20 protein-coding genes are annotated in these 24873 nt (G+C 71.0%); 11 read left to right on the top strand and 9 right to left on the bottom strand.

Features of this window, described 5'->3' with window-relative positions; translation table 11 throughout:
• Nucleotides 1–10 precede the first annotated feature (10 nt).
• Nucleotides 11–838: an enoyl-CoA hydratase family protein gene (locus tag ACFVYF_RS23625; RefSeq protein WP_389458251.1), complete on the top strand. Its 828-nt coding sequence runs from the start codon at nucleotides 11–13 to the stop codon at nucleotides 836–838.
• On the top strand, nucleotides 835–3168 hold the full coding sequence (locus ACFVYF_RS23620) for a bifunctional salicylyl-CoA 5-hydroxylase/oxidoreductase (protein WP_389458347.1): 2334 nt from the start codon (nucleotides 835–837) through the stop codon (nucleotides 3166–3168). Before ACFVYF_RS23625 ends, ACFVYF_RS23620 begins: the two co-directional genes overlap by 4 nt.
• A 27-nt stretch (nucleotides 3169–3195) precedes the next feature.
• Here the strand turns inward: ACFVYF_RS23620 and cysC are convergent, their stop codons facing one another.
• The 6 genes from cysC to ACFVYF_RS23590 all read right to left on the bottom strand — a co-directional run bounded on the left by cysC (nucleotide 3196) and on the right by ACFVYF_RS23590 (nucleotide 9055).
• Nucleotides 3196–3747, bottom strand: coding sequence for an adenylyl-sulfate kinase (cysC, locus tag ACFVYF_RS23615; RefSeq protein WP_389458249.1), 552 nt, complete (start codon nucleotides 3745–3747; stop codon nucleotides 3196–3198).
• Nucleotides 3744–4973, bottom strand: a complete 1230-nt coding sequence (locus ACFVYF_RS23610; RefSeq protein WP_389458247.1) for a glycosyltransferase family 4 protein — start codon at nucleotides 4971–4973, stop codon at nucleotides 3744–3746. The genes cysC and ACFVYF_RS23610 overlap by 4 nt, the downstream gene beginning before the upstream one ends.
• Nucleotides 4970–5386: a hypothetical protein gene (locus tag ACFVYF_RS23605; protein ID WP_389458245.1), complete on the bottom strand. Its 417-nt coding sequence runs from the start codon at nucleotides 5384–5386 to the stop codon at nucleotides 4970–4972. Before ACFVYF_RS23605 ends, ACFVYF_RS23610 begins: the two co-directional genes overlap by 4 nt.
• Nucleotides 5383–6276: a sulfotransferase family protein gene (locus ACFVYF_RS23600; protein ID WP_389458243.1), complete on the bottom strand. Its 894-nt coding sequence runs from the start codon at nucleotides 6274–6276 to the stop codon at nucleotides 5383–5385. Before ACFVYF_RS23600 ends, ACFVYF_RS23605 begins: the two co-directional genes overlap by 4 nt.
• 133 nt (nucleotides 6277–6409) lie before the next feature.
• Nucleotides 6410–7234, bottom strand: coding sequence for a PaaX family transcriptional regulator C-terminal domain-containing protein (locus tag ACFVYF_RS23595; RefSeq protein WP_389458241.1), 825 nt, complete (start codon nucleotides 7232–7234; stop codon nucleotides 6410–6412).
• Between the two features lie 15 nt (nucleotides 7235–7249).
• Nucleotides 7250–9055, bottom strand: coding sequence for an AMP-binding protein (locus ACFVYF_RS23590; RefSeq protein ID WP_389458239.1), 1806 nt, complete (start codon nucleotides 9053–9055; stop codon nucleotides 7250–7252).
• Between the two features lie 189 nt (nucleotides 9056–9244).
• On the opposite strand from ACFVYF_RS23590, the gene ACFVYF_RS23585 reads away from it, so the two are divergent.
• Together ACFVYF_RS23585 and ACFVYF_RS23580 are read left to right on the top strand one after the other, a co-directional pair.
• Nucleotides 9245–10396, top strand: coding sequence for an acyl-CoA dehydrogenase family protein (locus ACFVYF_RS23585; protein WP_389458238.1), 1152 nt, complete (start codon nucleotides 9245–9247; stop codon nucleotides 10394–10396).
• Nucleotides 10393–10791, top strand: a complete 399-nt coding sequence (locus tag ACFVYF_RS23580; RefSeq protein WP_389458236.1) for a RidA family protein — start codon at nucleotides 10393–10395, stop codon at nucleotides 10789–10791. The genes ACFVYF_RS23585 and ACFVYF_RS23580 overlap by 4 nt, the downstream gene beginning before the upstream one ends.
• Before the next feature lie 52 nt (nucleotides 10792–10843).
• On the opposite strand, the gene ACFVYF_RS23575 is transcribed toward ACFVYF_RS23580, so the two are convergent.
• Nucleotides 10844–11035, bottom strand: a complete 192-nt coding sequence (locus ACFVYF_RS23575; protein ID WP_389458234.1) for a DUF5999 family protein — start codon at nucleotides 11033–11035, stop codon at nucleotides 10844–10846.
• A gap of 540 nt (nucleotides 11036–11575) precedes the next feature.
• On the opposite strand from ACFVYF_RS23575, the gene ACFVYF_RS23570 reads away from it, so the two are divergent.
• The gene (locus ACFVYF_RS23570) at nucleotides 11576–12040 is read left to right on the top strand and encodes a DUF6299 family protein (protein WP_389458232.1); all 465 of its coding nucleotides are present in this window, start codon (nucleotides 11576–11578) and stop codon (nucleotides 12038–12040) included.
• A 65-nt stretch (nucleotides 12041–12105) separates the two neighbouring features.
• Here the strand turns inward: ACFVYF_RS23570 and ACFVYF_RS23565 are convergent, their stop codons facing one another.
• Complete coding sequence (locus ACFVYF_RS23565) at nucleotides 12106–13935, bottom strand: glycosyl hydrolase family 28-related protein (RefSeq protein WP_389458230.1); 1830 nt, start codon at nucleotides 13933–13935, stop codon at nucleotides 12106–12108.
• A 626-nt stretch (nucleotides 13936–14561) separates the two neighbouring features.
• On the opposite strand from ACFVYF_RS23565, the gene ACFVYF_RS23560 reads away from it, so the two are divergent.
• From ACFVYF_RS23560 to ACFVYF_RS23535, 6 genes are all read left to right on the top strand, one after another.
• A complete protein-coding gene (locus ACFVYF_RS23560; RefSeq protein WP_389458228.1) occupies nucleotides 14562–15539 on the top strand; it encodes an ABC transporter permease in 978 nt (325 codons plus the stop codon).
• Nucleotides 15536–16477 (top strand): carbohydrate ABC transporter permease, encoded by a 942-nt coding sequence (locus tag ACFVYF_RS23555; RefSeq protein WP_389458226.1) that lies wholly within the window; start codon nucleotides 15536–15538, stop codon nucleotides 16475–16477. The genes ACFVYF_RS23560 and ACFVYF_RS23555 overlap by 4 nt, the downstream gene beginning before the upstream one ends.
• 8 nt (nucleotides 16478–16485) lie before the next feature.
• Nucleotides 16486–18180, top strand: a complete 1695-nt coding sequence (locus ACFVYF_RS23550) for an ABC transporter substrate-binding protein (protein ID WP_389458224.1) — start codon at nucleotides 16486–16488, stop codon at nucleotides 18178–18180.
• The gene (locus ACFVYF_RS23545; RefSeq protein WP_389458222.1) at nucleotides 18177–20159 is read left to right on the top strand and encodes a DUF2264 domain-containing protein; all 1983 of its coding nucleotides are present in this window, start codon (nucleotides 18177–18179) and stop codon (nucleotides 20157–20159) included. Before ACFVYF_RS23550 ends, ACFVYF_RS23545 begins: the two co-directional genes overlap by 4 nt.
• Nucleotides 20152–23250, top strand: a complete 3099-nt coding sequence (locus ACFVYF_RS23540) for an alpha-mannosidase (RefSeq protein ID WP_389458220.1) — start codon at nucleotides 20152–20154, stop codon at nucleotides 23248–23250. The genes ACFVYF_RS23545 and ACFVYF_RS23540 overlap by 8 nt, the downstream gene beginning before the upstream one ends.
• Nucleotides 23251–23408: 158 nt before the next feature.
• Nucleotides 23409–24587 (top strand): ROK family transcriptional regulator, encoded by a 1179-nt coding sequence (locus tag ACFVYF_RS23535; RefSeq protein ID WP_389458345.1) that lies wholly within the window; start codon nucleotides 23409–23411, stop codon nucleotides 24585–24587.
• A gap of 59 nt (nucleotides 24588–24646) precedes the next feature.
• Here the strand turns inward: ACFVYF_RS23535 and ACFVYF_RS23530 are convergent, their stop codons facing one another.
• A complete protein-coding gene (locus ACFVYF_RS23530) occupies nucleotides 24647–24835 on the bottom strand; it encodes a methyltransferase (RefSeq protein ID WP_389458218.1) in 189 nt (62 codons plus the stop codon).
• Nucleotides 24836–24873 lie beyond the last annotated feature (38 nt).

The following is a 24873-nucleotide window of genomic DNA, read 5'->3' as shown; positions in this document are numbered from 1 at the left end:
GCCGCACGTCATGAGTCCCTTCACCGGCTCCGCCGCCCGCACCCCCGACTGGCAGCACGTGAGGTGCCGGGTCAGCGACGGGGTCGCGACGGTCACCCTCGCCCGCCCCGAGAAGCTCAACGCGCTCACCTTCGGCGCCTACGCCGACCTGCGCGATCTGCTCGCCGAGCTGTCCCGCGAGAAATCCGTCCGCGCCCTGGTGCTGGCGGGAGAGGGGCGCGGCTTCTGCTCCGGCGGTGACGTCGACGAGATCATCGGCGCCACCCTGGCGATGGACACCGCCCAGCTCCTCGACTTCAACCGGATGACCGGGCAGGTCGTGCGGGCCGTACGGGAGTGCCCGTTCCCGGTGATCGCCGCCGTGCACGGGGTGGCCGCGGGCGCCGGGGCCGTGCTCGCCCTGGCTGCCGACTTCCGGGTCGCCGATCCCTCGGCCCGGTTCGCCTTCCTCTTCACCCGCGTCGGACTGTCCGGCGGCGACATGGGCGCCGCGTATCTGCTGCCCCGGGTGGTCGGGCTCGGGCACGCCACCCGGCTGCTGATGCTCGGCGAACCCGTCCGGGCGCCCGAGGCGGAGCGGATCGGCCTGATCAGCGAACTGGCGGACGAGGGCCGCTCCGACCAGGCCGCCCAGGCGCTGGCCCGCCGGCTCGCCGAGGGCCCGGCGCTCGCGTACGCCCAGACCAAGGCCCTGCTCACCGCCGAACTGGACATGCCGCTCGCCGCGGCGGTGGAGCTGGACGCGGCCACCCAGGCGCTGCTCATGAACGGCGAGGACTACGCGGAGTTCCACGCGGCGTTCACGGAGAAGCGGCCGCCGAAGTGGCGGGGGCGGTGACCGTGGCCCTGCGTGTGGCCGTCATCGGCGGCGGACCCGGCGGCCTCTACACCGCCGCCCTGCTCAAGCGTCTCGATCCGGAACGGGAGATCACCGTCTGGGAGCGCAACGCGCCCGACGACACCTTCGGCTTCGGCGTGGTCCTCTCCGACGAGACCCTCGGCGGGATCGAGCACGCCGACCCCGTCGTGTACGCGGCGCTGTGCGACGAGTTCGTCCGCTGGGACGACATCGACATCGTGCACCGCGGAGTGCGCCACACCTCCGGCGGCCACGGCTTCGCCGCGCTCGGCCGGCGCCGGCTGCTGGAAATCCTGCACGAGCGCTGTCGCTCGCTCGGCGTCGACCTGCGCTTCCGGACCGAGGCCCCGTCCACCGCCCGGCTGACCGCGGAGTACGACCTCGTGGTGGCCGCCGACGGAGTGCACAGCCTCGCCCGCGGCGCGCACGCCGAGGTGTTCGGACCGTCCATCGAGGAGCACCGCTGCCGCTACATCTGGCTCGCCGCCGACTTCGCCTTCGAGGCCTTCCGCTTCGAGATCGCGGAGACCGAGCACGGCGTGATGCAACTCCACGGCTACCCCTTCTCCCGCCCGTCGCCCGACCACCCCACCTCGACGAGGCCTGCTGGGCCACAGAATCAGCCCGGCGCGTCGACCGTCATCGTCGAGATGCGCGAAGAGGTCTGGCGGGCGGCCGGCTTCGCGGAGCTGGACGAGCAGGCGTCCGTCGAGCGCTGCGCCAAGATCTTCACGGACGCGCTCGGCGGCCGTGCCCTGCGCTCCCACCGGTCCGCCTGGACCACCTTCCGTACGGTCGTCAACGACCGCTGGTCGCACGGGAATCTGGTGCTCCTCGGCGACGCCGCCCACACCGCGCACTTCTCCATCGGGTCCGGGACGAAGCTGGCGGTGGAGGACGCCCTCGCGCTGGCCGCCTGTCTGGAGGAACAGCCGACGCTCAAGGAGGCGTTGCTCGCGTACGAGGCGGAGCGGCGGCCGGTCGTCGCGTCCACGCAGCGGGCCGCCCGCGCCAGCCTGGAGTGGTTCGAGAACATCGGGCTCTATCTCGACCAGCCGGCACGCCAGTTCGCCTTCAACCTCCTCACCCGCAGCCGCCGGGTCACCCACGACAACCTGCGGCTGCGCGACCCGCACTTCGCCGAGACCGTGGAGCGCGAGTTCGGCTGCCCGGCCGGCACGCCACCGATGTTCACGCCGTTCCGGCTGCGCGGACTGACCCTGCGCAACCGGGTCGTCGTCTCGCCCATGGACATGTACTCGGCGGCGGACGGCGTCCCCGGCGACTTCCACCTCGTGCACCTCGGCGCCCGGGCGCTGGGCGGCGCCGGCCTGGTGATGACGGAGATGGTGTGCGTCAGCGCCGAGGGCCGTATCACCCCGGGCTGCGCCGGCCTCTACACGTCCCCTCAGGCCGACGCGTGGCGGCGGATCACCGACTTCGTGCACGCCCAGGCACCGGGTACGGCGATCGGCGTGCAGCTCGGCCACTCCGGGCGCAAGGGCTCCACCAAGCTGATGTGGGAAGGCATCGACGAGCCCCTGGAGGACGGCAACTGGCCCGTGGTGGCCGCCTCCCCGATCCCGTACACGGCGGACAACCAGACACCCGGCGAGCTCGACCGTGCCCAACTCGACGAGCTGCGCGAGCAGTTCACCGCCGCTGCGCGACGGGCCGCACACTGCGGCTTCGACCTGCTCGAACTGCACTGCGCGCACGGCTATCTGCTCTCCGGCTTCCTCTCGCCGCTCACCAACCGCAGGACCGACGCGTACGGCGGCTCACTCGCCGGCCGGCTGCGCTTCCCGCTCGAAGTCTTCGACGCGGTACGGGCCGTGTGGCCCAAGGAGCGCCCGATGACCGTACGGATCTCGGCGACCGACTGGGCCGAGGGCGGCAACGGCGCGGACGAGGCGGTCGGGATCGCCCGCGCCTTCGCCGCGCACGGTGCCGACGCCGTCGACGTGTCGACCGGGCAGGTCGTCGCGGACGAACGCCCCGACTACGGGCGCTCGTACCAGACGCCGTTCGCCGACCGGATCCGCAACGAGACCGGGATCCCGGTGATCGCCGTCGGCGCGATCTCCTCCTGGGACGACGTCAACTCCCTGATCCTGGCCGGGCGTACGGACCTGTGCGCGCTCGCCCGGCCCCATCTCTACGACCCGCACTGGACGCTGCACGCGGCCGCCGAGCAGGAGTACACCGGCCCGGGCGTCGCCTGGCCGCTGCCGTACCGCGCCGGCAGCCGGCCCCCGCGGACCGGCCGCACGGACGCCCCCAAACCCCGGCTCACGCTGGGGACTTGAGGGCGCCGGGGGTGCAGAGGAGGTCTGTCACACGAGCCCCCTCGTCGCCAGCAGGGCGTGGACCGCGTCCGCCGACTCCTTGGGTGTCTGCAGCTGCGTCTCCAGGCTGAGCGCGGGGTCGAGCGGCGGCTCGTAAGGGTCGTCCACTCCGGTCAGCCCGGTCAGCATGCCCGCTGCCTGGCGTGCGTACAGGCCCTTCACGTCCCGCCGGCTGCACACCTCGACGGGGGTCGCCACATGCACTTCGAGGTACGGGGTGCCGCTCGCCTCGTGGCGCTTGCGCACCGCCTCGCGGCTGTCGGCGTACGGCGCGATGACGGGCACCACGGCCAGCACGCCGTTGCGGGCGAGCACCTCGGCGACCAGGCCGATGCGCTGCACGTTCGTGTGGCGGTCCGCGCGGGAGAAGCCGAGACCGGCGGAGAGGAACCGGCGGATTTCGTCGCCGTCGAGGACCTCGACCCGGTGTCCCTCGGACCTCAGCCGGCCGGCGAGGACACGGGCGATGGTGGTCTTGCCCGCGCTCGGCAGCCCGGTGAGCCAGACCGTGGCTCCCTGCGCCCTGGACGTGGTGGTCATGCGCGCTGTCCTTTCACGGCGCCGCCCGGGCGTCGTTGTGCGTGGAGTTCACGGAAGAGCGCCTCCCACCGGGGGTGCACGGCGTCGGGGCCGTACGAGGAGGCCGTCAGGACCGCGGCGACGCCCATGTCCGCCCGCAGTCGTCGGTCGGCCATCAGCCGGCTCATGGCGTCGGCGAGCGCGTCCGGGTCCTCCGGTGGAACGAGCAGGCCGTCGACTCCGTGGGTGAGCACGTCCGCCGGGCCGGTCGGACAGTCGAAGCTCACCACCGGCAGCGAGTGGCTCATCGCCTCGATCATCACCATGGGCAGTCCCTCGAAGCGCGAACTGAGCACGTAGAAGGACGCCTTGGCGAGCTCGTCGTCGAGGCGGTCGGTGTGACCCATCAGGAAGACGTGGTTGTAGAGGTGGTGCTCCTCGACGAGAGCACGCAGCTCGGTCTTCTTCTCGCCGCTGCCGTAGATCCGCAACTGCCAGTCGGGGTGCGTCTCCACGAGCTTCGCCCAGGCCGGGATCAGCAGGTCGAAGCCCTTCTGCGGGAAGAGCCGGCCGGCCGCGACCGCGATCTTCGACTGGTGGCGGGAGGGCACCTGGTCGAGCGAGTGCACGGCGTTGGGGATGCGGACCACCCGGGTGCCGGGGAGCAGTCGTGCGTACTCCTCGCGGTCGCGTTCCGTCAGGACGGCGACCGTGTCGAAGTGCGGATAGGTCTCCCGGATGCGCCGCTGCACATCGCGTCTGTGCGTCCCGTGGTTCATGTGCTCCTGCGCGACCCGGACCACCCCGCCGGTGGCGTGCCCGGCGGCGAGGAAGTTGAGCGCGGGCCGCGTGGTCACCAGGACGCCGTCGGTCAGCGTGCGCAGATACGCGATGAGTCGCCGCTCGACGTACTGGTTGAAGTACCGGTAGCCGAACTCGCCCGCGGGGATGTGCCTCGCCGGCCGGTCGAGCAGCCGGCCCCGGTGCCACTCGCGCCAGCGCCCGACGAGCCCGGTGGCCGGGGTGTGGGCCTCCTCGCGCAGATCGACGACGGTGGAGACGCGCACCCGGGGATCCAGCGGGAACTGGAGGTCGTCCCGGCGACGCACCGCGCTGACCAGTTCGACCTGCCAGCCCGCCGCCGCAAGGGAGTTGGCCTGGTTCATCACCGTACGGATGGTGCCGCCGCGGCCGTACGCGTGCAGCAGCAGATAGCGGACGCGGGGGAGTGACTGACGTCCCGTCATGCGTCGCCTCCCGTACGGCACTTCAGCGACAGGTTGTTCTTGACGGTGTAGTACGGACGGACCCGTAGACGGCCCACGCACTGCTCCGGAAACACCATGATCTTCTTTTTGTCGCGGATGTCGTCGAGCTGCCGGCCGGCGCGCAACTGCGCCTCACCGTCGGTGAGATGGATGTCCCACTCCCCGGCCTCGGCCTGGTCGTCGGTCGACAGGTCGGCGAGGGGCAGCTCGCTCTCGAACCGGTCGCCCGTCAGTCGCACCTTGTAGCGCAGACACCGGTCGGTGCGGGCCCGGCGCACGAGCAGCAGCTGCCAGTCGTCCGTGTCCCGCACGGACCGTCCGTGGAGGTGTCCGACCAGACGTATGCAGCCGTCGCGCGGCCAGACCTCCGCTATCTCGGCGTGCGGTTTCACGAGCTGTAGCCCCAGGCCCGGCACATCGGCCGCAGCAGCGGGGGTATCTCCTCCTCGGCGGGCAGCGCGCGCCCGGACTGCACGCTGCCGCTGCGGATCTTGTCCCGCCAGTCACCGAGGCCCTTGACCAGCTGGGAGGCGTCGCGGCTGCCGTAGTCGAGCATCGCCGGCTCGAAGTCGAGGTCCAGGAAGGCGCAGAGCCCGCGCAGCTCCTTCCCGGGGTCGGCGGTGATGTCCTCGTAGCGCAGGGTGTGGCCGCCGGTGATGGCCTCGCGCGCGGTGTCGACGGCCGTCATGTAGCGCAGCGCGTCGGCGGCCGCCTCGTCATAGGTGCGCTTGTCCGGGTCGCCCTCGTGCCACGACTGCGCGATGGAGACGGGGTGGCGCAGCAGGAAGACGAAGCGCGCATCGGGCCAGCAGTCTCTGATGCGTTCGTGGACGAACGCGTTGCTGGGTGTCTTCTCGACGATGAAGTCCTTGCCCGAGCGCGTCAGTTCGCGGTGCATCACCCGGTCCCACAGCAGGTGTTCCAGGTCGCCGCGCTCCAGGTCGAGTGCGCTCATCGCGCGCTGCGAGAGCTTGCTCCCGTAGTCGACCTCCAGACGGCGGATGTGCAGCTCGTGCGGGGAGTGCAGCCGGGAGTGGGCGTTGAGCAGCATCCGCAGCAGGGTCGAACCGGAACGCACGGGAGACATGATGAAGACCGGCTGTCGCAGCAACCGGTCCGTGGCGAGCTCCTCGGGGGCCGGACATCGGTACACCGGCGTGGGCCGCCTCGCCGGTTTGACCGCCGAGGCCTTCCGCCCGGGTGGTGCGGCCGGTGCGGCCCGGCGCACCTGGAGGCCCGTGGTGGCGGTGAGCGCCCGGTTCAGACTGCGCAGGAGAGTCATGCGCCCCGACGCTAGGTAAGAAGTCTGAGAGGAGGGACGGAGGAACCTGAGGGTTCCCTTAGCGCGCTGGATTGTTACCGGGACCATGATTCCGGGGCCGTCGCGCGTCTCGGCAGGAACGACCGGCCGGCGCTCAGACCGCCGGATCCACGCCCGCGAACTCCGCCCCCGCGTCCCGCAGCCGCGCGTGCAGCGCGCGGAAGACGGCGGCCGAGCGGACGCCCGGCCAGTCCTGGGGCAGCAGCTCGGCGGGCAGCCCGGGATCGGTGTACGGCAGATGACGCCAGGAGTCCAGGGCGAGCAGATAGTCGCGGTACGCCTCCTCGGGCGGGGTGTCCGCGCGCCCCTCCCATCCGTGCAGCACGGGTGCGTGGCGGTCCAGGAACGCCTCGTGCTCCTTGGCGATCGCGGCCAGGTCCCACCAGCGCGCGGCCGCCTCGGCGGTCGCCGCGAATCCCAGGTGCTCGCCGCGGAACAGGTCCACGTACGGGTCGAGCCGCAGCCGTTGCAGGGTGTGCCGCGTCTCCTCGTAGAGACGAGCGGGCGCGATCCACACGCCCGGGGCCGCCGTCCCGAAGCCGAGTCCGGCCAGCCGGGAACGCAGCACGTGCCGCTTCTGCCGCTCCGACTCCGGTACGGAGAACACGGCGAGCACCCACCCCTCGTTCCGCGGGGGCACCGCCGCGTACACGCGCCGGTCGCCGTCGTCGAGCAGTTGGCGCGCGTCGGGCGACAGCGCGTATCCGGCCGCGCCCGCCGGTGTGCGCTCCGGCGCGAGCAGCCCGCGCCGTTTGAGCCGCGAGACGGAGGACCGTACGGAGGGGGCGTCGACGCCGACCGCGGCGAGGAGCCGGATCAGCTCGGCCACCGGCACGGGGCCGCGCACATGGCGGCCGTACGCGCCGTAGAACGTGACGATGAGGGACCGGGGGGCGTGCTGCTCGGACACGTTGATCACTCTAGAGGGCGTAGATCATTCCGGATGACCTTCCACGGGTACGGGACCGCCGGAAGGGGCTGCGTGAGGGGCGGCTGCGTGAGGGTCGACCGGGGGAGAACCGGCCGGGGGAGGACCGGCGCCGTCCGCCGGGCGGGGACTTGTCACGGACGCGCGCCCGCCCTCCCCGGGCACCCGCTCGGCGTCGGCCCGCAGCCGGAAACGCTGGAGCTTCCCGGTCGCCGTGCGCGGCAGCGCCTCCAGGAAGACGATCTCGCGCGGGCATTTGTACGGCGCCAGCTCCGACTTGAGGAAGCCGCGCAGCGCCTCGGCGTCCCGGTGCGCGCCCGCCCGCAGTACGGCGTACGCCACCACCACCTGGCCGCGCGCCGCGTCGGTGCGCCCCACGACGGCCGTCTCCACCACGTCGGGATGGCGCAGCAGCGCGTCCTCCACCTCAGGTCCCGCGATGTTGTAGCCGGCCGAGATGATCATGTCGTCGGCGCGGGCGACATAGCTGAAGTAGCCGTCGGGGTCCCGCACATAGGTGTCACCGGTGATGTTCCAGCCGCCGCGCACGTACTCCCGCTGCCGCGGATCGGCGAGATAGCGGCAGCCGACCGGACCGCGCACCGCGAGCAGCCCCGGCTCGCCGTCGGGCACGGGCCGGCCGCCCTCGTCCACCACGCGCGCGTGCCACCCCGGCACGGGAACGCCCGTCGTACCGGGCCGGATCCCCTCGTCGGCCGCGGAGATGAAGATGTGCAGCAGCTCGGTCGCGCCGATGCCGTTGATGATCCGCAGCCCGGTGCGCTCGTGCCAGGCCCGCCAGGTGGCCGCCGGCAGGTTCTCGCCCGCCGAGACGCAGCGCCGCAGGGACGAGACGTCGTACGAGTCCAGCTCGTCGAGCATCGCCCGGTACGCGGTCGGCGCGGTGAACAGGACCGACACCCGGTGCTCCGCGATGGCGGGCAACAGCTGCCCGGGGCCCGCCTGTTCGAGGAGCAGGGAGCTGGCACCCGCCCGCATCGGGAAGACGACGAGCCCGCCGAGGCCGAAGGTGAAGCCCAGCGGGGGACTGCCGGTGAAGACATCGTCCTCGTGCGGCCGCAGCACGTGCTTCGAGAAGGTGTCCGCTGTCGCCAGCACATCGCGATGGAAGTGCAGGCACCCTTTGGGGCGGCCCGTGGTGCCGGACGTGAACGCGATCAGCGCGATGTCGTCGGAGGCGGTGGCCGCGGCCGGGTAGGGCTCGTCCGGCGCGCCCGTGATCCGCAGCAGCAGGTCGTCGGGCGCGTCCCCGCCGTACGTCGTCACCCGCAGCCCGGGGATCTCCGCCTTCACCAGGTCGTCCACGGACCGCACGTCGCACAGCGCGTGCGACACCTGGGCGATGCCGCACATGGTGGTCAGCTCGTGCGGCCGCTGCTGGGCCAGCACGGTGACGGCGACCGCGCCCGCCTTCAGCACCGCCAGCCAGCACGCGGCCAGCCAGGGAGTGGTGGGCCCGCGCAGCAGCACACGGTTGCCGGGTACGACGCCCAGTTCGGCGCTCAGCACATGCGCGATCCGGTCGACACGGGCGAGCAGCTGGCCGTAGGTCCACACGTCACCGGACGGCGTACGGAACACCGGGCGTCCGGCGCCGAACCGCTCCACCGTGCGGTCGAGCAGCTCGACGGCGCAGTTCAGCCGCTCGGGGTAGCGCAGCTCGGGCAGCTCGAAGCGGAGCTGCGGCCACTGGTCCGGGGGCGGAAGATGGTCGCGCGCGAAGGTGTCGACGTGCGCCGAGACCGGCGGCCGTACGGCGTCGGCGGTGTCCGTGGGGTCCCTGGGATCCATGGCCGTTCGCCCCCTTGTCGTGGTGGGCTCGCACGGGGAGCGTATCGTGTTGGTGACGACAGTCAACAGTTCGCGATACCGTGGCAGGGGCGGCCCCGCCTTCCGGCCGGCTCGCGAAGCCGTGGGGGCCGGACCGGCTCCTGCGCCTCGGCGGTCGGTGCGGCCGCCCGGCAGGAGAGGGGACCGGCAGTGACCGTATTCTCGCTCGATCCGGCACAGACCGCCTGGTGCGCCGAACTGCGCACGCTGGCCGCGGAGCGGCTGCGCCCTCTCGTGGACAAGGCCGAGCCGGGCCACGTCAACCGCCCGCTCGTCGCGGAACTGGGCCGCCTCGGGCTGCTCTCCCGCCTGTTCACCTCGGGCGCGCTCGGTCTGTGTCTGATGCGCGAGTCGTTGGCGCAGGTCTGCACGGAGGCCGAGACGGCGCTCGCCCTGCAGGGCCTGGGCGCGCACCCGGTGCACGCGTACGGCACCGGGGCCCAGCGGGACCGGTGGCTGCCGCGGGTGTGCGAGGGCGGCGCGGTCGCGGCCTTCGCCCTCAGCGAGCCCGGCGCGGGCTCGGACGCGGCGGCGCTGGCCCTGCGGGCGGACCCGGACGGCTCCGGCGGATGGCGGCTCACCGGTCAGAAGTGCTGGATCTCCAACGCCCCCGAGGCCGACTTCGCCACCGTGTTCGCCCGCACCACCCCGGACGCCGGCGCCCGTGGTGTCACCGCCTTCCTCGTCCCCGCCGACCGCCCCGGGCTCACCGGCACCCCGCTCGACCTGCTCTCACCGCACCCCATCGGGACCCTCGACTTCGACGCCGTGCCCGTCACGGCCGACGACGTGCTCGGGGAACCCGACCGGGGGTTCCGGGTGGCCATGAGCACCCTCAACCTCTTCCGGCCGAGCGTGGGCGCCTTCGCGGTCGGCATGGCACAGGCGGCACTCGACGCGACGCTCACGCACACGGCTCGACGCGAGGCGTTCGGCGGCACGTTGAGCGCTCTGCAGACGGTGGCCCACCAGGTCGCCGAGATGGCCCTGCGCACGGAGGCCGCCCGCCTCATGGTGTACGCGGCCGCGGCGGCGTACGACGCCGGAGGCCCGGACGTGCCCCAGCGGGCCGCGATGGCCAAACTGCTGGCCACGGAGACCGCCCAGTACGTCGTCGACGCGGCCGTCCAGCTCCACGGAGCCCGCGCCCTGCGCCGCGGCCATCTGCTCGAACACCTCTACCGGGAGGTGCGCGCCCCGCGGATCTATGAAGGGGCGAGTGAGGTCCAACGGGCCGTCATCGCCAAGGAGTTGTACAAGAAGCCCGTCGCCGACGCCTACCGGGAGGTGGAGGTCCGATGACCCCCGAGCGCATCAACCCGCCGGAACTCTCGCCGCCCACCGGCTTCTCGCACGCCGTCGTCGCCACCGGCAGCCGCGTCGTCTTCCTGGCGGGCCAGACTTCACTCGACATCGACGGCAAAGTCGTCGGGGGGAATCTCCCGGAACAGTTCGAGACGGCGCTCACCGGTCTGCTGACCGCCCTCCGGGCCGCCGGCGGCACCCCCGCCGACCTGGCCCGCGTCACCGTCTACGCCACCGACGTCGCGGACTATCGCGCCCACACCGCCGAACTCGGCCGTATCTGGCGGGTGTTGGCGGGCCGCGACTTCCCCGCGATGGCCGTCATCGGTGTCGTACGCCTCTGGGACGAACAGGCACTGGTCGAGCTCGACGGGTTCGCGGTGTTGCCGTAGGTGTATCGCCCTGTGAGGTTGGGGGCGCGGCGGACGGGGGGCCCGCCGACGCTCAGGCGGCGACGGCCAGCTGACCGACGGGCAGCCGGTGCGGGGCGACCACACTGCCGTCGGCCAGCAGCTCGCCGGTGTCGTCGAAGACGATCGCCCCGTCGCACCGCAGGCTCCACCCCTGCTCGGGGTGGGCGGCGACGGTGTGCGCGGCCTCGCGGCCGGGACGGTCCGAAGTCTGGTGGGAACACATGGCGCACCTCCACGTCGGATGCGGTGAGTGGTCGGCGGCGCCGTCGCCACCTCGCATGGATAGACCATCCTCCCGCCGCGAACTCATCGGAACACCCTGCCCTTGAGCGTGACAACACGCGGACAACATGCGGACAACACGCGGACGCCGCCGAGACGGTCGCGGCGGATCCGCGGCGAAATCCGCCCGCCGGGCCCCTCCCGGAGCCCCGCCGGACCCGTCCCGGACCCCCCGCCGGATCCCTCCCGGACCCCCCGCCGGATCCCTCCCGGACCCCCCCGCCGGATCCCTCCCGGGCCCCTCCCGGGCCACTTCGGGCCCGCCGTCCCGAGCCACCACCTCGGGCCCCTCCGTCCGAGCCGGGCCGGGCTGAGCTGAGCTGAGTTCACCATCCCCATCGCGGCCGCACCTGCGCGCTCCCGGCTCCCCGGACTCGCCACCGAAGGAGTGACGGTCACCGCCCCCGGCCCGGTGGCCCGGTACCTGTGGAACCCCCGTTCCCCCGCCCCCGTTCCGGGCCCCGTTCCAGGAGGTACTCCCATGTCCTTGCGCCAGGTCGCGTGCGCGGCCACCGGTGTCGCGCTGCTGCTGCTCACCGCCCCCGCCGCACACGCGCTCATCGACCCCTTCGAGTCGGTCACCGTCGACCCGGCCGGCACCATCGCGCCGGACGGCACCATCACCCTCTCCGGCACCTACCGCTGCACGGACGGCACCGGCGCGGTGTTCGTGAGTTCGTCCCTGCGCCAGGGCGACAGCAACGTGCGGCACGGCATCGGCGGCACCAGCGCGGTCTGTGACGGCGCGGAGCACCGCTGGACGAACTCGGACCGCCCCGAACTGGGCCGCTTCAAGGCCGGCGCGGCCGATGTCGAGGCCACACTGATGGAGCTGCGCCCCACGGCCGGCGGCCTCCCGCTGCCGCGGTTCCATGCAGCCCGGCAGCAGGAGGTCACCCTCGTGCAGGCCGGGGGGCAGCAGATCGCCGCGCCCGCCCAGCCCTGAGAGACCGTCACACCGGAGCCGCCGCCCCCACGGGGGACGGCGGCTCCAGGCGTCAGTGGGTGTACTCAGCCGGTGATCTTGAACGTGGCCGGTGAGTCGTTCTGGGTCGCGACTTGACCCGGGAACAGATTCGTCACCGTGTTGCCCGTGAAGGTGCCGGTGCCCGTGACTCCCGAGGGGACCCAGATTCCCTGCTTGGCCGGCCGGTCGATCGTGTTGTTCTTCAGCGTCACATTGACGCGCGACTTGTCGATGTAGAGGCCCGCACGGAGGGACCCTCGCAAGACGTTGTCGGTCATGGTGACGTTCGAATAGGCGGTGGGGAACTGCGAGGTGCTGGAGGGAGAACTGATCCGCACGCCGTGCCGGGTGCCGTTCCAGCCGCCGCCGCCGTTCAGGACGTTTCCGCTGACCGTGACGGACGTCAGGGGATTCCCCGTGTCTCCGAACACGCCGAGGTCCAGGGCGCTGTTCGATGACACGCTGTTCACGAGGTTGTTCCTCACCTCGATATTCGCCCCGCCGGCCACCCGTAGACCGTTGGCCCACCAGGGCGCGATCGCGGTGTTGTTGAGGATTTTCGTGCCGTCCACCTGAGGGTTCTTGCCGCCGGCTCCTGCGTCGGAGTACGTCGCGAAGGAATCGTCACCGGTGTTCCGGGCGAAGTTGTTCCGGACCGTGATGTTCTTGCCGAGCTTGTCCGGATTCGGCGTGTTGCCGTTGTTGACGTTGAAACCGTCACCGTAGGTGTCCGCTGTCCGGCTGTTCTGGACGATGCCGTTGGTGCCCGACAGCCAGTTGGCGTCGATGTGGCGGGTCCAGATCCGGTCGACCAGCCAGCCGCCGGCACCGCTGGCATTGATTCCGTAATCCGATCCCCCGTTACCGCCGACACCGCGCCAGGTGGCATTGGCGTCGATCTGAAGGTCTGTCAGCGTGGTGCCCGAGCCGACCAGGATCTGTGAACGCCACCCGGAGGGGGTCGGAAGAGGAACCTTCCGGTAGAGGGTGGAGTGCCACATACCGGCGCCCTGCACCTTCACGCCGGTGAAGTTCAACGGAGTGGCCGCAAGGCTGTTCGTCAGATATTTGCCCGGCGGGATCCACACGGACTTTCCCTGTGTTCTGGCGGCATTCACCGTGTTCTGGATCGCGACCGTCGAATCCTTCGCGAAGCCGGGATCCGCGCCGTAGTCGACCACGGAGAGCGAGTTGGCCGGCGGGGACAGTGGGGCCCCGACGTTCTCCAGATCGACGGAATCGATGTCGTAGACGGCAGCTGTGTTGGCAGCGTCCTTCTGGAGTTTGATCGTGCTGCCCGCCGCGATGGGAGCACCCGTGACCCAGACCGGGAATTCGTTGTAGAAGCGGTAGGGCGACCCGCCGGCCTTGGGGTCGTCCGGATTGGTGGTCGCGTCACGGTAGTTCCACGCCTGCTGGGAACTCAGTGAGATCGCCTGGCGGTACACGCCGTTCACGTACAGGTTCAGCGAGGCGGTGATGCCGCCGCCCGCCGCCGCGTCCGGAATCGAGGCGCGGACCACGAGGGTATTGGCGTTTTTACCCGTGTTGTTCGTTATCGCCACCGAAGAGCCGGTGGCCTTCAGTTCGACCAGGGAGTAGCCCGAGGCTTCGGTCTCCAGGGAGGCCGCGGTCGGTGCAGCCGCTCCCGGGGTGAGGGAGCGGATGACGGCGCCGCCGCCACGCGTCCCGGTTTCGGCTTCGACCGTGGCGAAGGGCGTTGTGGCACCGGCCGCGGCGGCGACCGCCGCGGCGTCAGTCCCCGCAGTCGCTTCCGCGTGGCCCTCGGCGCCCGGAAGTACGAACAGAGTGCCGGCGGCAAGCGCGGCGATGCCAGGAAGCCACCTGGAGACTCGTCGAACTTTTCTGTGCATCTTTCACCTCTTGGTGGGGGGTGGCGACAGGGCGGGATCAGCGCCCGCGAGCAAGAGGGCTCGTCCGTCGGAGGTCTGACACGTTGGCGATCAAGGTGTCGAAATCATCAGACCGCGCCAAATCCTTTGATGTGCGGGCATGTTGGGGCATGCCGAGCATCTTGTGCGGAGGTGGGGGGGAGGAGCAGGTGTGGCTGATGGCGCGGCCGCGCGGTCATGTAAATCCATCAAGTTGCGTTAGTCAATGCGTCCGACGGCATGAATGCGGGGCGCGGCGAGCGGATCTTGGGGTTCGCGGCGAACGGGAGGTTCGCTGCCAGACGCCCGCTTCAGGCTTCGGGCCGAGGTGGCGCCGTGGGGCAGAAGTGCGTGGCAGGGACCGGCGACGGGGCCTGAGGCAGGGCGCGTTGGGCGGCTGGGCGCGCTCCGATCGGCCAGGTGCCACCGCCCGTTCTGGGTAAGCGCTTACCGAATGCTGCCGCGAACCCCGGCCGCACCGGAACGGCGCGACGTGGGTTTGCCTGTCAGAAGCATTGACCTTAGCCAATCGATTGGATTTACATACTTCTGCCGGTTCCCGGGGGTCGCCGGACTGCGCCCGTCTCACGGCGAAAGGGCCTCGCGTCATGACAACGCTTCACCATGCGGCCGCTCGTCCGGCCGAGGAGGGCAGGCCGCCGGACAAGGGCCGCCTGCGAAGACCGCGTCCGCGCAGGCGCCGGGACATGGCCCTCTTCTGGTTCCTGATACCAGGCCTCTTGGTACTGCTGCTGTTCCAGTACATCCCGCTGCTCGGCAACGTCATCGCGTTCCAGGACTACCAGCCCTACATCGGCATCATGCATAGCCCGTGGAGCGGGCTCGACAACTTCGACGTCATCTTCAACGGCGACCAGCAGTTTCTGCACGCTCTGGTCAACACCCTCGAACTGACCCTGATCCAGGTCGTGTTCGTCTTCCCCGCACCGATTCTCCTCGCGCTCGCTCTCAACAGCCTGGTCAGTGAACGCGCCAAGAAGTGGGTGCAGAACGTGCTGTACCTGCCGCACTTCCTGTCCTGGGTGGTCGTCGTCTCCCTGTTCCAGCAGCTGCTGGGCGGCAGCGGCATGCTCAACCTGTTCCTCCAGGCGCATGACATGGGCACCTGGAACATCATCGGCAACCCCGAGCTGTTCAAGTCGCTGCTGACCTCGCAGGTCATCTGGAAGGACACCGGCTGGGGCACGATCCTCTTCCTCGCCGCCCTCTCCCGCGTCGACACCAACCTCTACGAGGCCGCCGCCATGGACGGCGCAAGCCGCCTGCGGCAGACCTGGCACGTGACCCTGCCGGCGCTGCGCGGCCTGGTGATCCTGCTGCTGATCCTCCGGCTCGGGGACACGCTGTCCGTCGGCTTCGAGCAGATCCTGCTCCAGCAGACCGGCGTCGGCCTGGACAACAGCGAGGTGCTGGACACCTACGTCTACAACCACGGCCTGATCGCCGGGGACTGGGGCGTCAGCGCCGCCGTCGGCCTCGTCAAGGGCATGGTCGGTGTGGTGCTCGTCCTGGGCGCCAACAAGATCGCCCATCTCTTCGGGGAAGAAGGTGTCTACCGGTCATGACAACGCTCTCGCCGGCCCGTCCCGGGCGCCGCGGACCGCGCCGCGCCTACAGCGCCATCCCCGGGGAGACCCCGGGCTCGCTGCCCTGGCGCTCCGTCAAGTCGCTGATCCTGCTGATCTGCGTGATCCTCGTCGTGCTGCCGTTCGTGGCGATCGTCTCGACCTCGCTCGCCGACTCCGCCGAGGTCACCAAGGCGGGCGGCTACGTCCTGTGGCCCGACCACCCCACCCTCTCCGCGTACCAGGCACTGCTCAACGGCGGGATCGTCTCCAAGGCCATGCTCGTCAGCGTCGGGATCACCGTCGTCGGCACCACCCTCAGCCTGGTTTCGTCCATCATGCTGGCCTACGGCCTCAGCAGGCCCGGGTCCTTCGGACACAAGCCCGTGCTGCTCCTGCTGCTGATGTCCATGCTGTTCGTGCCGGGTGTCATCCCCAGCTATCTGATGGTCAAGCAGCTGGGTCTGATCAACAGTTACTGGTCGCTGATCCTGCCCACCATGATCAACGCGTTCAACGTGATCGTGCTGCGTTCCTTCTTCATGAGCGTGCCCAAGGAGCTCATCGACTCGGCCCGCATCGACGGCGCGTCCGAGCGACACATCCTCACGCGGATCGTGCTTCCGCTGTCCAAGGCCTCGGTCGCCGTCATCGGCCTGTTCTACGCGGTGACGTACTGGAACGCGTTCTTCAACGCCCTGCTGTACATCAACGACGCGTCGAAGTGGCCCATGCAGCTGGTGCTGCGGACGTACGTCGTCAACAACGCGGCGCTCAGCGGCGGGCAGGTGGATGTCGCGGCCGGGGCGCCGCTGCCGCCGGCCCAGTCGCTGCAGGCGGCGATCCTGGTCCTGTCGATCGTGCCCATCGTGGTCATCTACCCCTTCCTTCAGCGGCACATGAACAAGGGCGTAATGATCGGGGCGGTGAAGGGATGAACAGCCCCATGGAGCCACTGGAGCCACTGGAGCCACTGCAGCCACTGGAGCCGATGCAGCCACCGCAGTCACTGCCACGCCCAGCGTTGAGCCGTCGCGGCTTCCTCGCCTCCGCCGTCGGTGTCTCGGCCGGCCTGACCCTGGCCGGCTGCGGGGACTACCGCCTCGCGACCGCGCGTGACGCCAACGCCCAGGCCCGCTTACCCACGTACATCCCCTACAAAGGCGTGACGACGTCGATGCCGGCCACCTCGGACGGTGTCGCGCCCGGCTATCTGAACTACCCGGCCGACCCCGTCAAGGCCTTCCCGGACGGCCCGCCCGCCAAGGGCCCCGGCATCGACATCATGACGCTGATCTTCAACCCGGTGCCGCCGCCGGAGGGGCGCAACGTCCTGTGGCAGAACCTGAACGGCAGCGTGGGCTGCGACCTCAACTTCGCGATCACACCGGTCGGTGACTACCCGCCCAAGTTCGCCGTGACGATCGCGGGCGGCGATCTGCCCGACGCGATGCTGATGCTCCGGCCGGACCAGAACTCGGCGGCCACCCCCGACATGCTGGACACCCTCTTCGAGGACCTCACCCCGCATCTGTCCGGCGACAACATCCGGGACTACCCGTTCCTGGCCAACATCCCGACCGCCTCCTGGGCGCCCTGCGTGCGCAACGGCGGTATCTACGCGCTGCCCATGCCCCGCCCGCTCTCCGGCGGCCCCACCTACACCCGGCTCGACCTGATCAAGAAGCGGGGACTCGACCCGAATCCGCGGAGCTGGGACGAGTTCGTCCAGCTGTGCAAGGACGTCACGGACCCGAAGGCCAACCAGTACGCCCTCGGCGACAGCGTCACCGCCTGGGAGCTCGTCATGAAGATGCTGAAGGCCCCCAACAACTGGCGTGAGGAGAACGGCAGGTTCACCTGGTACTACGAGACCGAGGAGGCCAAGCAGTCCCTGGACGCGGTCCGCCGGCTCACCCAGGCCGGCGTGATGCACCCGGACACCTACAGCGTCCTCGGCAAGGCGAAGGAGTGGTTCGGCAGCGGACAGACCGTCATGAACCCCGATGCCCCCGCCGCGTGGAACGACTACTACACCAACTTCGCCCCGACCACGGAGGGCTTCGATCTCGGCTACCTGATGGCGCCGGGCTTCGACGGCGGCGAGGGCGGTCAGTGGCAGGGCTCGGCCAACTACGCCACGCTCATCATCAAGAAGGCGTCCAAGTCCCGTATCCAGCAGATCCTGCGCGCGATGAACGCACTCGCCGCCCCCTTCGGGACCGACGCCTACCTGCTGCGCAAGTACGGTGTCCGGGGCCCGGACCACACCCTGAAGGGCACCGACCCCGTCCTCACCCCGCAGGGCCAGGCCGAGGCCACGCTGCCGACCATCTTCGCGACGGACGCGCCGTTCACGCTGTACTACCCGGCCAAGCCGGACATCGTGCACGACCAGTACGCCTTCCAGAAGGAAGCCGTCAAGGTGCTGATCCCCAACCCCGCCGAGCCGCTGTACTCGCCGACCGACTCCAAGAAGTCCAAGCTGTTCGGCACCCTCCTGGACGACACCCGCAAGGGCATCATGCAAGGTCGCCTCCCGCTCAAGGAGTGGGACGACGCGATGAAGAACTGGCGCAAGGAAGCCGGCGACCAGATCCGCCGCGAGTTCGAGCAGGCATGGGAGACCCGGAACTCATGACCCGTACCCCCGCCGAGGACCGTGCCCACTGGGAGCGGACCGCGGACCAACTGCTGCTCGCCGTACGGCCGTACGCCACCGACGGGCACGCCCTGGTCGACCTGCCCGGCGTGCCGAGCAGCAGCGGCACACGCAGCGACGGACTGGAGGGGTTCGCCCGTACCTTTCTGCTGGCCGGCTTCCGGCTGGCAGGGGCGGCGGGGGCGGACCCGCACGACCTCGCCGGCTGGTACGCGGCAGGACTGGCCGCCGGCACCGACCCGAAGAACCCGGAGCGCTGGCCCACCTTCCATGAGTGCAACCAGGCCAAGGTCGAGGCCGCGTCCATCGCGCTCGCGCTGCACGAGACCCGGCCGTGGATCTGGGACCGTCTCGACGACACGGTCAGACAGCACGTCCTCGACTGGTTCGCCCCGATGGCCGGCGACGCGATGCCGGGCAACAACTGGATCTGGTTCCAGGGCGTCACCGAGGCGTTCGCCCGCACCGCCCAAGGGGAGTGGCGCCAGCAGGACCTCGACCGTGTCATCGCGCTCACCGACGGCTGGTACGCGGGCGACGGCTGGTACTCCGACGGGCTCACCGGTGGCGAACACCGCAACTTCGACCACTACAACGGCTGGGCCATGCACCTCTACCCGCTGTGGTTCTGCCGCATCCTCGGCGACGCCGCACCCAGCGGGCTCCTCGACCGCTACCGGGCCCGGCTGCGCCGCTTCCTGGAGGACCAGCGGCTCCTGGTCGGGGCGAACGGTTCACCGCTCGTCCAGGGCCGCTCGCTCACCTACCGCCACGCCGCGCTCGCCCCGCTGTGGACCGGCGCCCTGTTCGACGCCACACCCCTGGCGCCGGGGGAGACCCGGGCGATCGCGAACCGGATGCTCGACCACTTCACCGGCCACGGGGCCACCGACGAAGCGGGCCTGCTCACGCTGGGCTGGCACCGGCCCTTCCGCGGCATCCTCCAGGTGTACTCGGGGCCCGCCTCGCCGTACTGGGCGAGCAAGGGCTTCATCGGTCTCGCCCTGCCGCCCGACCACCCGGTGTGGACCGAGGAGGAGGTCCCCCTCGCCGTCGAACAGGCCGATTTCACCCGGGCGTTGGCCGCGCCCGGCTGGCTCGTCTCCGGCACCGCCGCCGACGGCGTCGTCCGCGTCGTCAACCACGGCGGGGACCACGCCGACCCGGCCCGCCCGCATGCGGACGACCCCTGCTACGCGCGCCTCGCCTATTCGACACACACCGCGCCCGAGACCCCAGGTGATCCCACCGCGGGCGTCGGTGCCTGCGCGGACGCCGACCCACTCGACAACGCGGTCGTCCTGCTCGACGCGGCGGGGCGCGCCTCCCACCGGCGTCCGGCAACACGGGTCTCACTGGAGGGCGCCACGGCCGTCTCGCGCTCCCGAGCGCACTGGCCCCTGGACGCGACATGGGATCCGTTCGGCGGCCCCACCACCCGCTTCACGCTCGGCCCCTGGATCACCGTCGGTTCCGCGTTGCGCGGGTCGGCCGAGGTGCGGGCCGTACGCGTCGACCCCGACCCAGGTGACGAACCGGCCGAACACGTCCTGCGCGTCGGTGGCTGGGCGTTGGCGGTTGATCCGCAGTCCGCGTCCGGCGCGACAGACGGTGCCACCGCCCGGGCCGCGGGCGTCGACGGGCTGGTCTCCGTCGTCGTCGGCGCACACCAACTACCCCATGCCTCCTTGGTACTTGGCACCGACAGCAACGCCCTCGGTGCCGCATCCGCGACCCCCGTCGTGGAGACGGACGGCCCTGTCGCGCACGGCACCGCCCACATCGCCCTGATCCACCTCGGCGGCACCGACCCCACGGCGCTGCCCCAGGTCACCACCCGCGCCCAGGGCACCACCCTGCTCGCGGACGTGACCTGGCCGGACGGCGTACGGGACACGATCCGGCTGCCCGCACCCGACCCCGTGTACGACCCCTGGAAGGACCAGCGCCGTGCATGACGACCGCCGGATCATCGAGGCCCGGATCCGCAAGCTGCTGGACCGGGTCGTCCGCCCCGCCCTCTACAGCGCCGCGCGCCCCCTCGACCTGAGCGCCTGGTATGTCGACGGCGAACCGGTCCCCGTGGCCGACGCGCTGCACGCCGACTACGAGCCGTTCACGCTCGGCACCACCTGGGGCGGCCCCTGGGCGACGACCTGGATGCGGGCGAGTGCGGAGATCCCGGCGGAGTGGTCGGGGCGCCGCGTCGAGGCCGTCTTCGACCTGGGCTTCGACCTGACCAAGGGACCGGGCGGCCAGGCGGAGGGTCTGGTCCACGACGCCCAGGGCTCGCCGATGCAGGGCCTGCACCCCTACAGCCGCAGCGTGCTGCTCGCCGGCTCCGCCACCGGCGGCGACCGGGTCGACCTGCTGATCGAGCTGGCCGCCAATCCGCCGATCGTCGCCAGCGCCGGTCTGCACATTCACCACGGTTCACTGGAGACGGCAGGCACCGCGCACCTCTACCGGCTCGAACAGGCCGAGATCGCGGTGCGCGAGGACGACGTATGGCACCTCATCCACGACATCGAGGTGCTCGACGAGTTGATGCACGAGCTTCCAGTGGGCTCCTCCCGACGCCACGAGATCCTCCATGCCCTGCGCCGGGCCGCCGGCGCCGTCGACCCGACCGATGTGGCGAACACCGCGGCAGCGGCCCGGGACCGACTGGCAGATGTGCTGTCCCGGCCCGCGCACGCCTCCGCGCACACGATCGCCGCGGTCGGCCACGCCCACATCGACTCGGCCTGGCTGTGGCCGGTCCGGGAGACCGTACGCAAGTGCGCGCGCACCTTCACCAACATGACCACCCTGGCCGAGGAGTACCCCGAGCTGGTCTTCGCCTGCTCCTCGGCCCAGCAGTACGCGTGGATGAAGGAGCAACGGCCGGAGATTTTCGCCCGGATGAAGAAGGCGGCGGCCGACGGGAACTGGGTGCCCGTCGGCGGCATGTGGGTCGAGGCCGACGGCAATCTCCCCGGCGGCGAGGCACTGGCCCGCCAACTCGTGTACGGACGGCGGTTCTTCGCCGAGGAGTTCGGCGTCGAGCAGCACGGCGTGTGGCTGCCCGACTCGTTCGGGTACACCGCCGCCTACCCCCAGCTCGCGAAGCTGGCCGGCGCCCAGTGGTTCCTCACCCAGAAGCTCTCGTGGAACGAGACCAACCGGCTGCCGCATCACACCTTCGACTGGGAAGGCATCGACGGAACGCGCATCTTCACCCACTTCCCACCCGTCGACAGCTACGTCGCGTCCCTCACGGCGGGTGAACTCGCCCACGCGGAAAGCAACTTCACCGACAAGGGGGTGGCCACCCGCTCGCTGGCCCCGTTCGGCCACGGTGACGGCGGTGGCGGCCCCACCCGCTCGATGCTGGAGAAGGCACGCCGTCTGCGCGACCTCGAAGGCTCGCCCAAGGTCGTGATCGAGCCGCCCGACACGTTCTTCGCCGCGGCCCGTGCCGAACGCGATCAACGTCCCGTATGGCGTGGCGAGTTGTACTTGGAGAACCATCGCGGCACCTACACCAGCCAGGCCCGCACCAAGCGCGGCAACCGGCGCAGCGAGGCACTGCTGCGCGAGGCCGAACTCTGGGCGGCCACCGCCGCCATCCGGGCCGGCGCACCGTACCCGTACGAGCGTCTGGAATCGCTGTGGCGGCGCGTCCTGCTCAACCAGTTCCACGACATCCTGCCGGGCTCGTCCATCGCCTGGGTGCACCGGCAGGCCGAGCGCGAGTACGCGGAGATCCACGGTGAACTGGAGGCGGTGATCGCCGACGCGGTCGGCCGGCTCCCCGGAGGCCCCGCGCTCCTCAACGCCGGGCCGTTGGCGCGCCGCGAGGTGGTGGCCGTCCCCGAATTCGCCGGTGGGCAGCGCCTGGCGGACGGCCGTACCGCCGTCCTCGCCGAGGCCGGCCCCCTCGCCTCGGGCGGCACCGTGAAGGCGCCCCGGGAGGCTGTCACCGCCGAGGCGAAAAACGGTGGATTCGTCCTCGACAACGGGGTGTTGACCGTAGTCGTCGACCGGCGCGGCCTGCTCACCTCGGTGTACGACCACACCGCGCAGCGGGAGGCCATCGCCCCGGGCGCCGCCGGCAACCTCCTCCAACTCCACCCCGACGACCCCAATCTGTGGTCGGCGTGGAACCTCGACTCGTACTACCGCGACACCGTGCGCGACCTGGACGAGGCCGAGTCGGTGACGCTCGTGGACGAAGGACCGCTGCTGGCGTCGGTGCGGGTCGAGCGCGCCCACGGATCCTCCCGGTTCGTCCAGCACATCGAGCTCACCGCCGAGAGCCGGCAGGTGACCGTCCGCAACGACATCGACTGGCAGGAGCGCGACACCGTACTGAAGGCGGCCTGGCCGCTCGACGTGCACGCGGAACGGGAGAGCGCCGAGATCCAGTTCGGTCATGTGCAGCGGCCCACACACGAGAACACCAGCTGGGACGCGGCCCGCTTCGAACTGTGGGCGCACCGCTGGGTACACGTGGGCGAACGGCGCTGGGGCGCGGCCCTGCTCACCGACTCCACCTACGGTCACGACGTACGCCGCGACACCCGGGAGGACGGCGGCACCACCACGACGGTGCGGCTCTCCCTCCTCCGGGCGCCGCACAGCCCCGACCCGCAGGCCGACCGCGGCAGCCACAGCTTCAGCTACGCGCTGCTCGCGGGCGCCGGGATCGAGGAGGCCATCGCCGGGGGCTACGCGCTGAACCTGCCCCTGCGACCGGCCCCGGCCGCGGCTCGGGCCCTGGTCGCAGTCGACACCACTGATGTGCTGGTCGAGTCGGTCAAGCTCGCGGACGACCGCAGCGGTGATGTCGTGGTCCGCCTGTACGAAGCGTGCGGGGGAGCGACCTCGGCGCGTCTGTCGGCGGGGTTCGCGCTTGCCGCCGTCTTCGACTGCGATCTGCTGGAGCAGCCGGAACACGAGCTGGCACTCGCCTCCGGCGAAGCGGCCACCGACCTCAGGCTCAGGCCCTTCCAGATCCGCACGCTGCGCCTGCGCCCGGCCGGCGGAAGGCCGGCAGGCGCCTGACTCCTTGGCCTGGCCGCCCTGGACGGGGACGGTCGGGGCGGCACAGCTGTGTCATAGCATTCCAGTGGTGGGATGCGTCGGAGGGGCGGATGCAGGGTGCCGCCGCCCGAGGCTGGGAGAGAACGTTGACGAGTACGACGGCGGGCACCGGGAAGTCCATGATCCGGCGCGGCACCAACCTGCCACGCGTCGGTGACTTCAACGAGTCGGTGATCCTCGACGCCATTCGCCGGCACCCCACGGGGCTGAGCCGGGTGGAACTCGCCCACGCCACCGGGCTGTCCGCGCAGACCGTCTCGAACATCACCCGCCGCCTGCTCGACCAGGGCGTGGCGCGTGAATCGGGGAAGCGGAGCATGGGCAGCGGGAAGCCGCGCACCCTCCTCGAAATCGTCCCCGCGGCCCGCTGTGCGGTGGGAGTGCACCTCGACCCGGCGGTCATCACCTGCGTACTGGTGGATCTGCTCGGCACGGTCGTGGCGCAGCGCAGCCAAGGGACACCGAGTGGCGGCGACACCGATGGGGTCGTCGCGGACATGGCCGCCTCGGTGGCCGCGATCGTGGCGGAGTCGGGCGCCGACCGTGAGCGGATACTGGGCCTGGGGATCGCCGCACCCGGGCCCATCGACGCGGCCGCCGGCTGGGTCGTCGACCCTCCCGAGCTGCGCGGCTGGGGCCGTTACCCGCTGCGCGACAAGCTCAGTGAGGCGACCGGATTCCCGGCCCTCCTCGACAAGGACGTCACGGCCGCCGTCGTCGCCGAGCGCTGGAGGGGAGCGGCCAACGACAGCCGCAACCTGCTCTTCTTCTACCTCGGCACCGGATCCGGGATGGGACTCGTGGTGGAGGACACCGTGCTGCGCGGGGTCTCCGGGAACGCGGGCGAGGTGGGTGGGCTCGGCGCGGCCTGCTCGACGCGGACGCTCGTCGAGGAGGCCATCGCCCTGGGCGTGCTCGGCGCCGAGTACACGGTGACGAATCCGGCCGACGCCCAGCGTGGTCTGGAGCGGTTGGCGGCGCTCGCCGCCGACGGGGAGAGACAGGCGGACGGCATCATCGAGCGCCTGGCGATCCGGATCGGCCGGGGTGTCTGCGCGGCGGCGACGCTCCTGGACGTCGACACCGTCGTCTTCGGCGGACCGACCTGGCAGCTGCTCGCCGACCGCCTCCTGGCCACCATCGAGCCGATGGTCGCAACGTCCCCGTTCGTACGGGCCACTCATCCGACGGCGGTCGTCTCGACCACGCTGGGCGAGAACGTGGCCGCCGTGGGAGCGGCGTCCCTGGTCCTCGACCGGGCTCTCTCCGCGCAGCCCAGGTCACTGCTGCTGGGCTGAAAGCCCCGAGGTCAGGTGGCGGTTGTCAGCGAACTCCCGCGTTCTGCAGGGCGGCCTCGTCAGCTCCGCGTTGCCTCCATGAGCCAGACGGGGGACGGCCGTTCGATGATGCGGTCCAGGGTGAAACCGCCGGCGTGCAGCAGGGCGGACCATTCCTTGGCAGTACGCTCGCGGCCGCCGAACAGGGCCATCATCGCCACATCAAGCACCTTGGCAGGATGGGGGGAGCTGTCCTCGAGAATCACCATTCAGCCGCTCGTATGCGGAAAAAATTCGGGGCCTCGGG

This window comes from Streptomyces sp. NPDC058274 (genome assembly GCF_042881375.1).
Taxonomy (GTDB): domain Bacteria; phylum Actinomycetota; class Actinomycetes; order Streptomycetales; family Streptomycetaceae; genus Streptomyces.
Note: the sequence above shows the minus strand (reverse complement) of the source record. Positions and strands in the feature narration are given on the sequence as shown.

Coding starts and splice junctions, on each gene's coding strand:
- ACFVYF_RS23625 (WP_389458251.1), top strand. CDS start 11: ATGAGTCCCTTCACCGGCTCCGCCGCCCGCACCCCCGACTGGCAGCAC.
- cysC (WP_389458249.1), bottom strand. CDS start 3,747: ATGACCACCACGTCCAGGGCGCAGGGAGCCACGGTCTGGCTCACCGGG.
- ACFVYF_RS23610 (WP_389458247.1), bottom strand. CDS start 4,973: ATGACGGGACGTCAGTCACTCCCCCGCGTCCGCTATCTGCTGCTGCAC.
- ACFVYF_RS23600 (WP_389458243.1), bottom strand. CDS start 6,276: ATGACTCTCCTGCGCAGTCTGAACCGGGCGCTCACCGCCACCACGGGC.
- ACFVYF_RS23590 (WP_389458239.1), bottom strand. CDS start 9,055: ATGGATCCCAGGGACCCCACGGACACCGCCGACGCCGTACGGCCGCCG.
- ACFVYF_RS23580 (WP_389458236.1), top strand. CDS start 10,393: ATGACCCCCGAGCGCATCAACCCGCCGGAACTCTCGCCGCCCACCGGC.
- ACFVYF_RS23575 (WP_389458234.1), bottom strand. CDS start 11,035: ATGTGTTCCCACCAGACTTCGGACCGTCCCGGCCGCGAGGCCGCGCAC.
- ACFVYF_RS23570 (WP_389458232.1), top strand. CDS start 11,576: ATGTCCTTGCGCCAGGTCGCGTGCGCGGCCACCGGTGTCGCGCTGCTG.
- ACFVYF_RS23565 (WP_389458230.1), bottom strand. CDS start 13,935: ATGCACAGAAAAGTTCGACGAGTCTCCAGGTGGCTTCCTGGCATCGCC.
- ACFVYF_RS23560 (WP_389458228.1), top strand. CDS start 14,562: ATGACAACGCTTCACCATGCGGCCGCTCGTCCGGCCGAGGAGGGCAGG.
- ACFVYF_RS23555 (WP_389458226.1), top strand. CDS start 15,536: ATGACAACGCTCTCGCCGGCCCGTCCCGGGCGCCGCGGACCGCGCCGC.
- ACFVYF_RS23550 (WP_389458224.1), top strand. CDS start 16,486: ATGGAGCCACTGGAGCCACTGGAGCCACTGCAGCCACTGGAGCCGATG.
- ACFVYF_RS23545 (WP_389458222.1), top strand. CDS start 18,177: ATGACCCGTACCCCCGCCGAGGACCGTGCCCACTGGGAGCGGACCGCG.
- ACFVYF_RS23535 (WP_389458345.1), top strand. CDS start 23,409: ATGATCCGGCGCGGCACCAACCTGCCACGCGTCGGTGACTTCAACGAG.
- ACFVYF_RS23530 (WP_389458218.1), bottom strand. CDS start 24,835: ATGGTGATTCTCGAGGACAGCTCCCCCCATCCTGCCAAGGTGCTTGAT.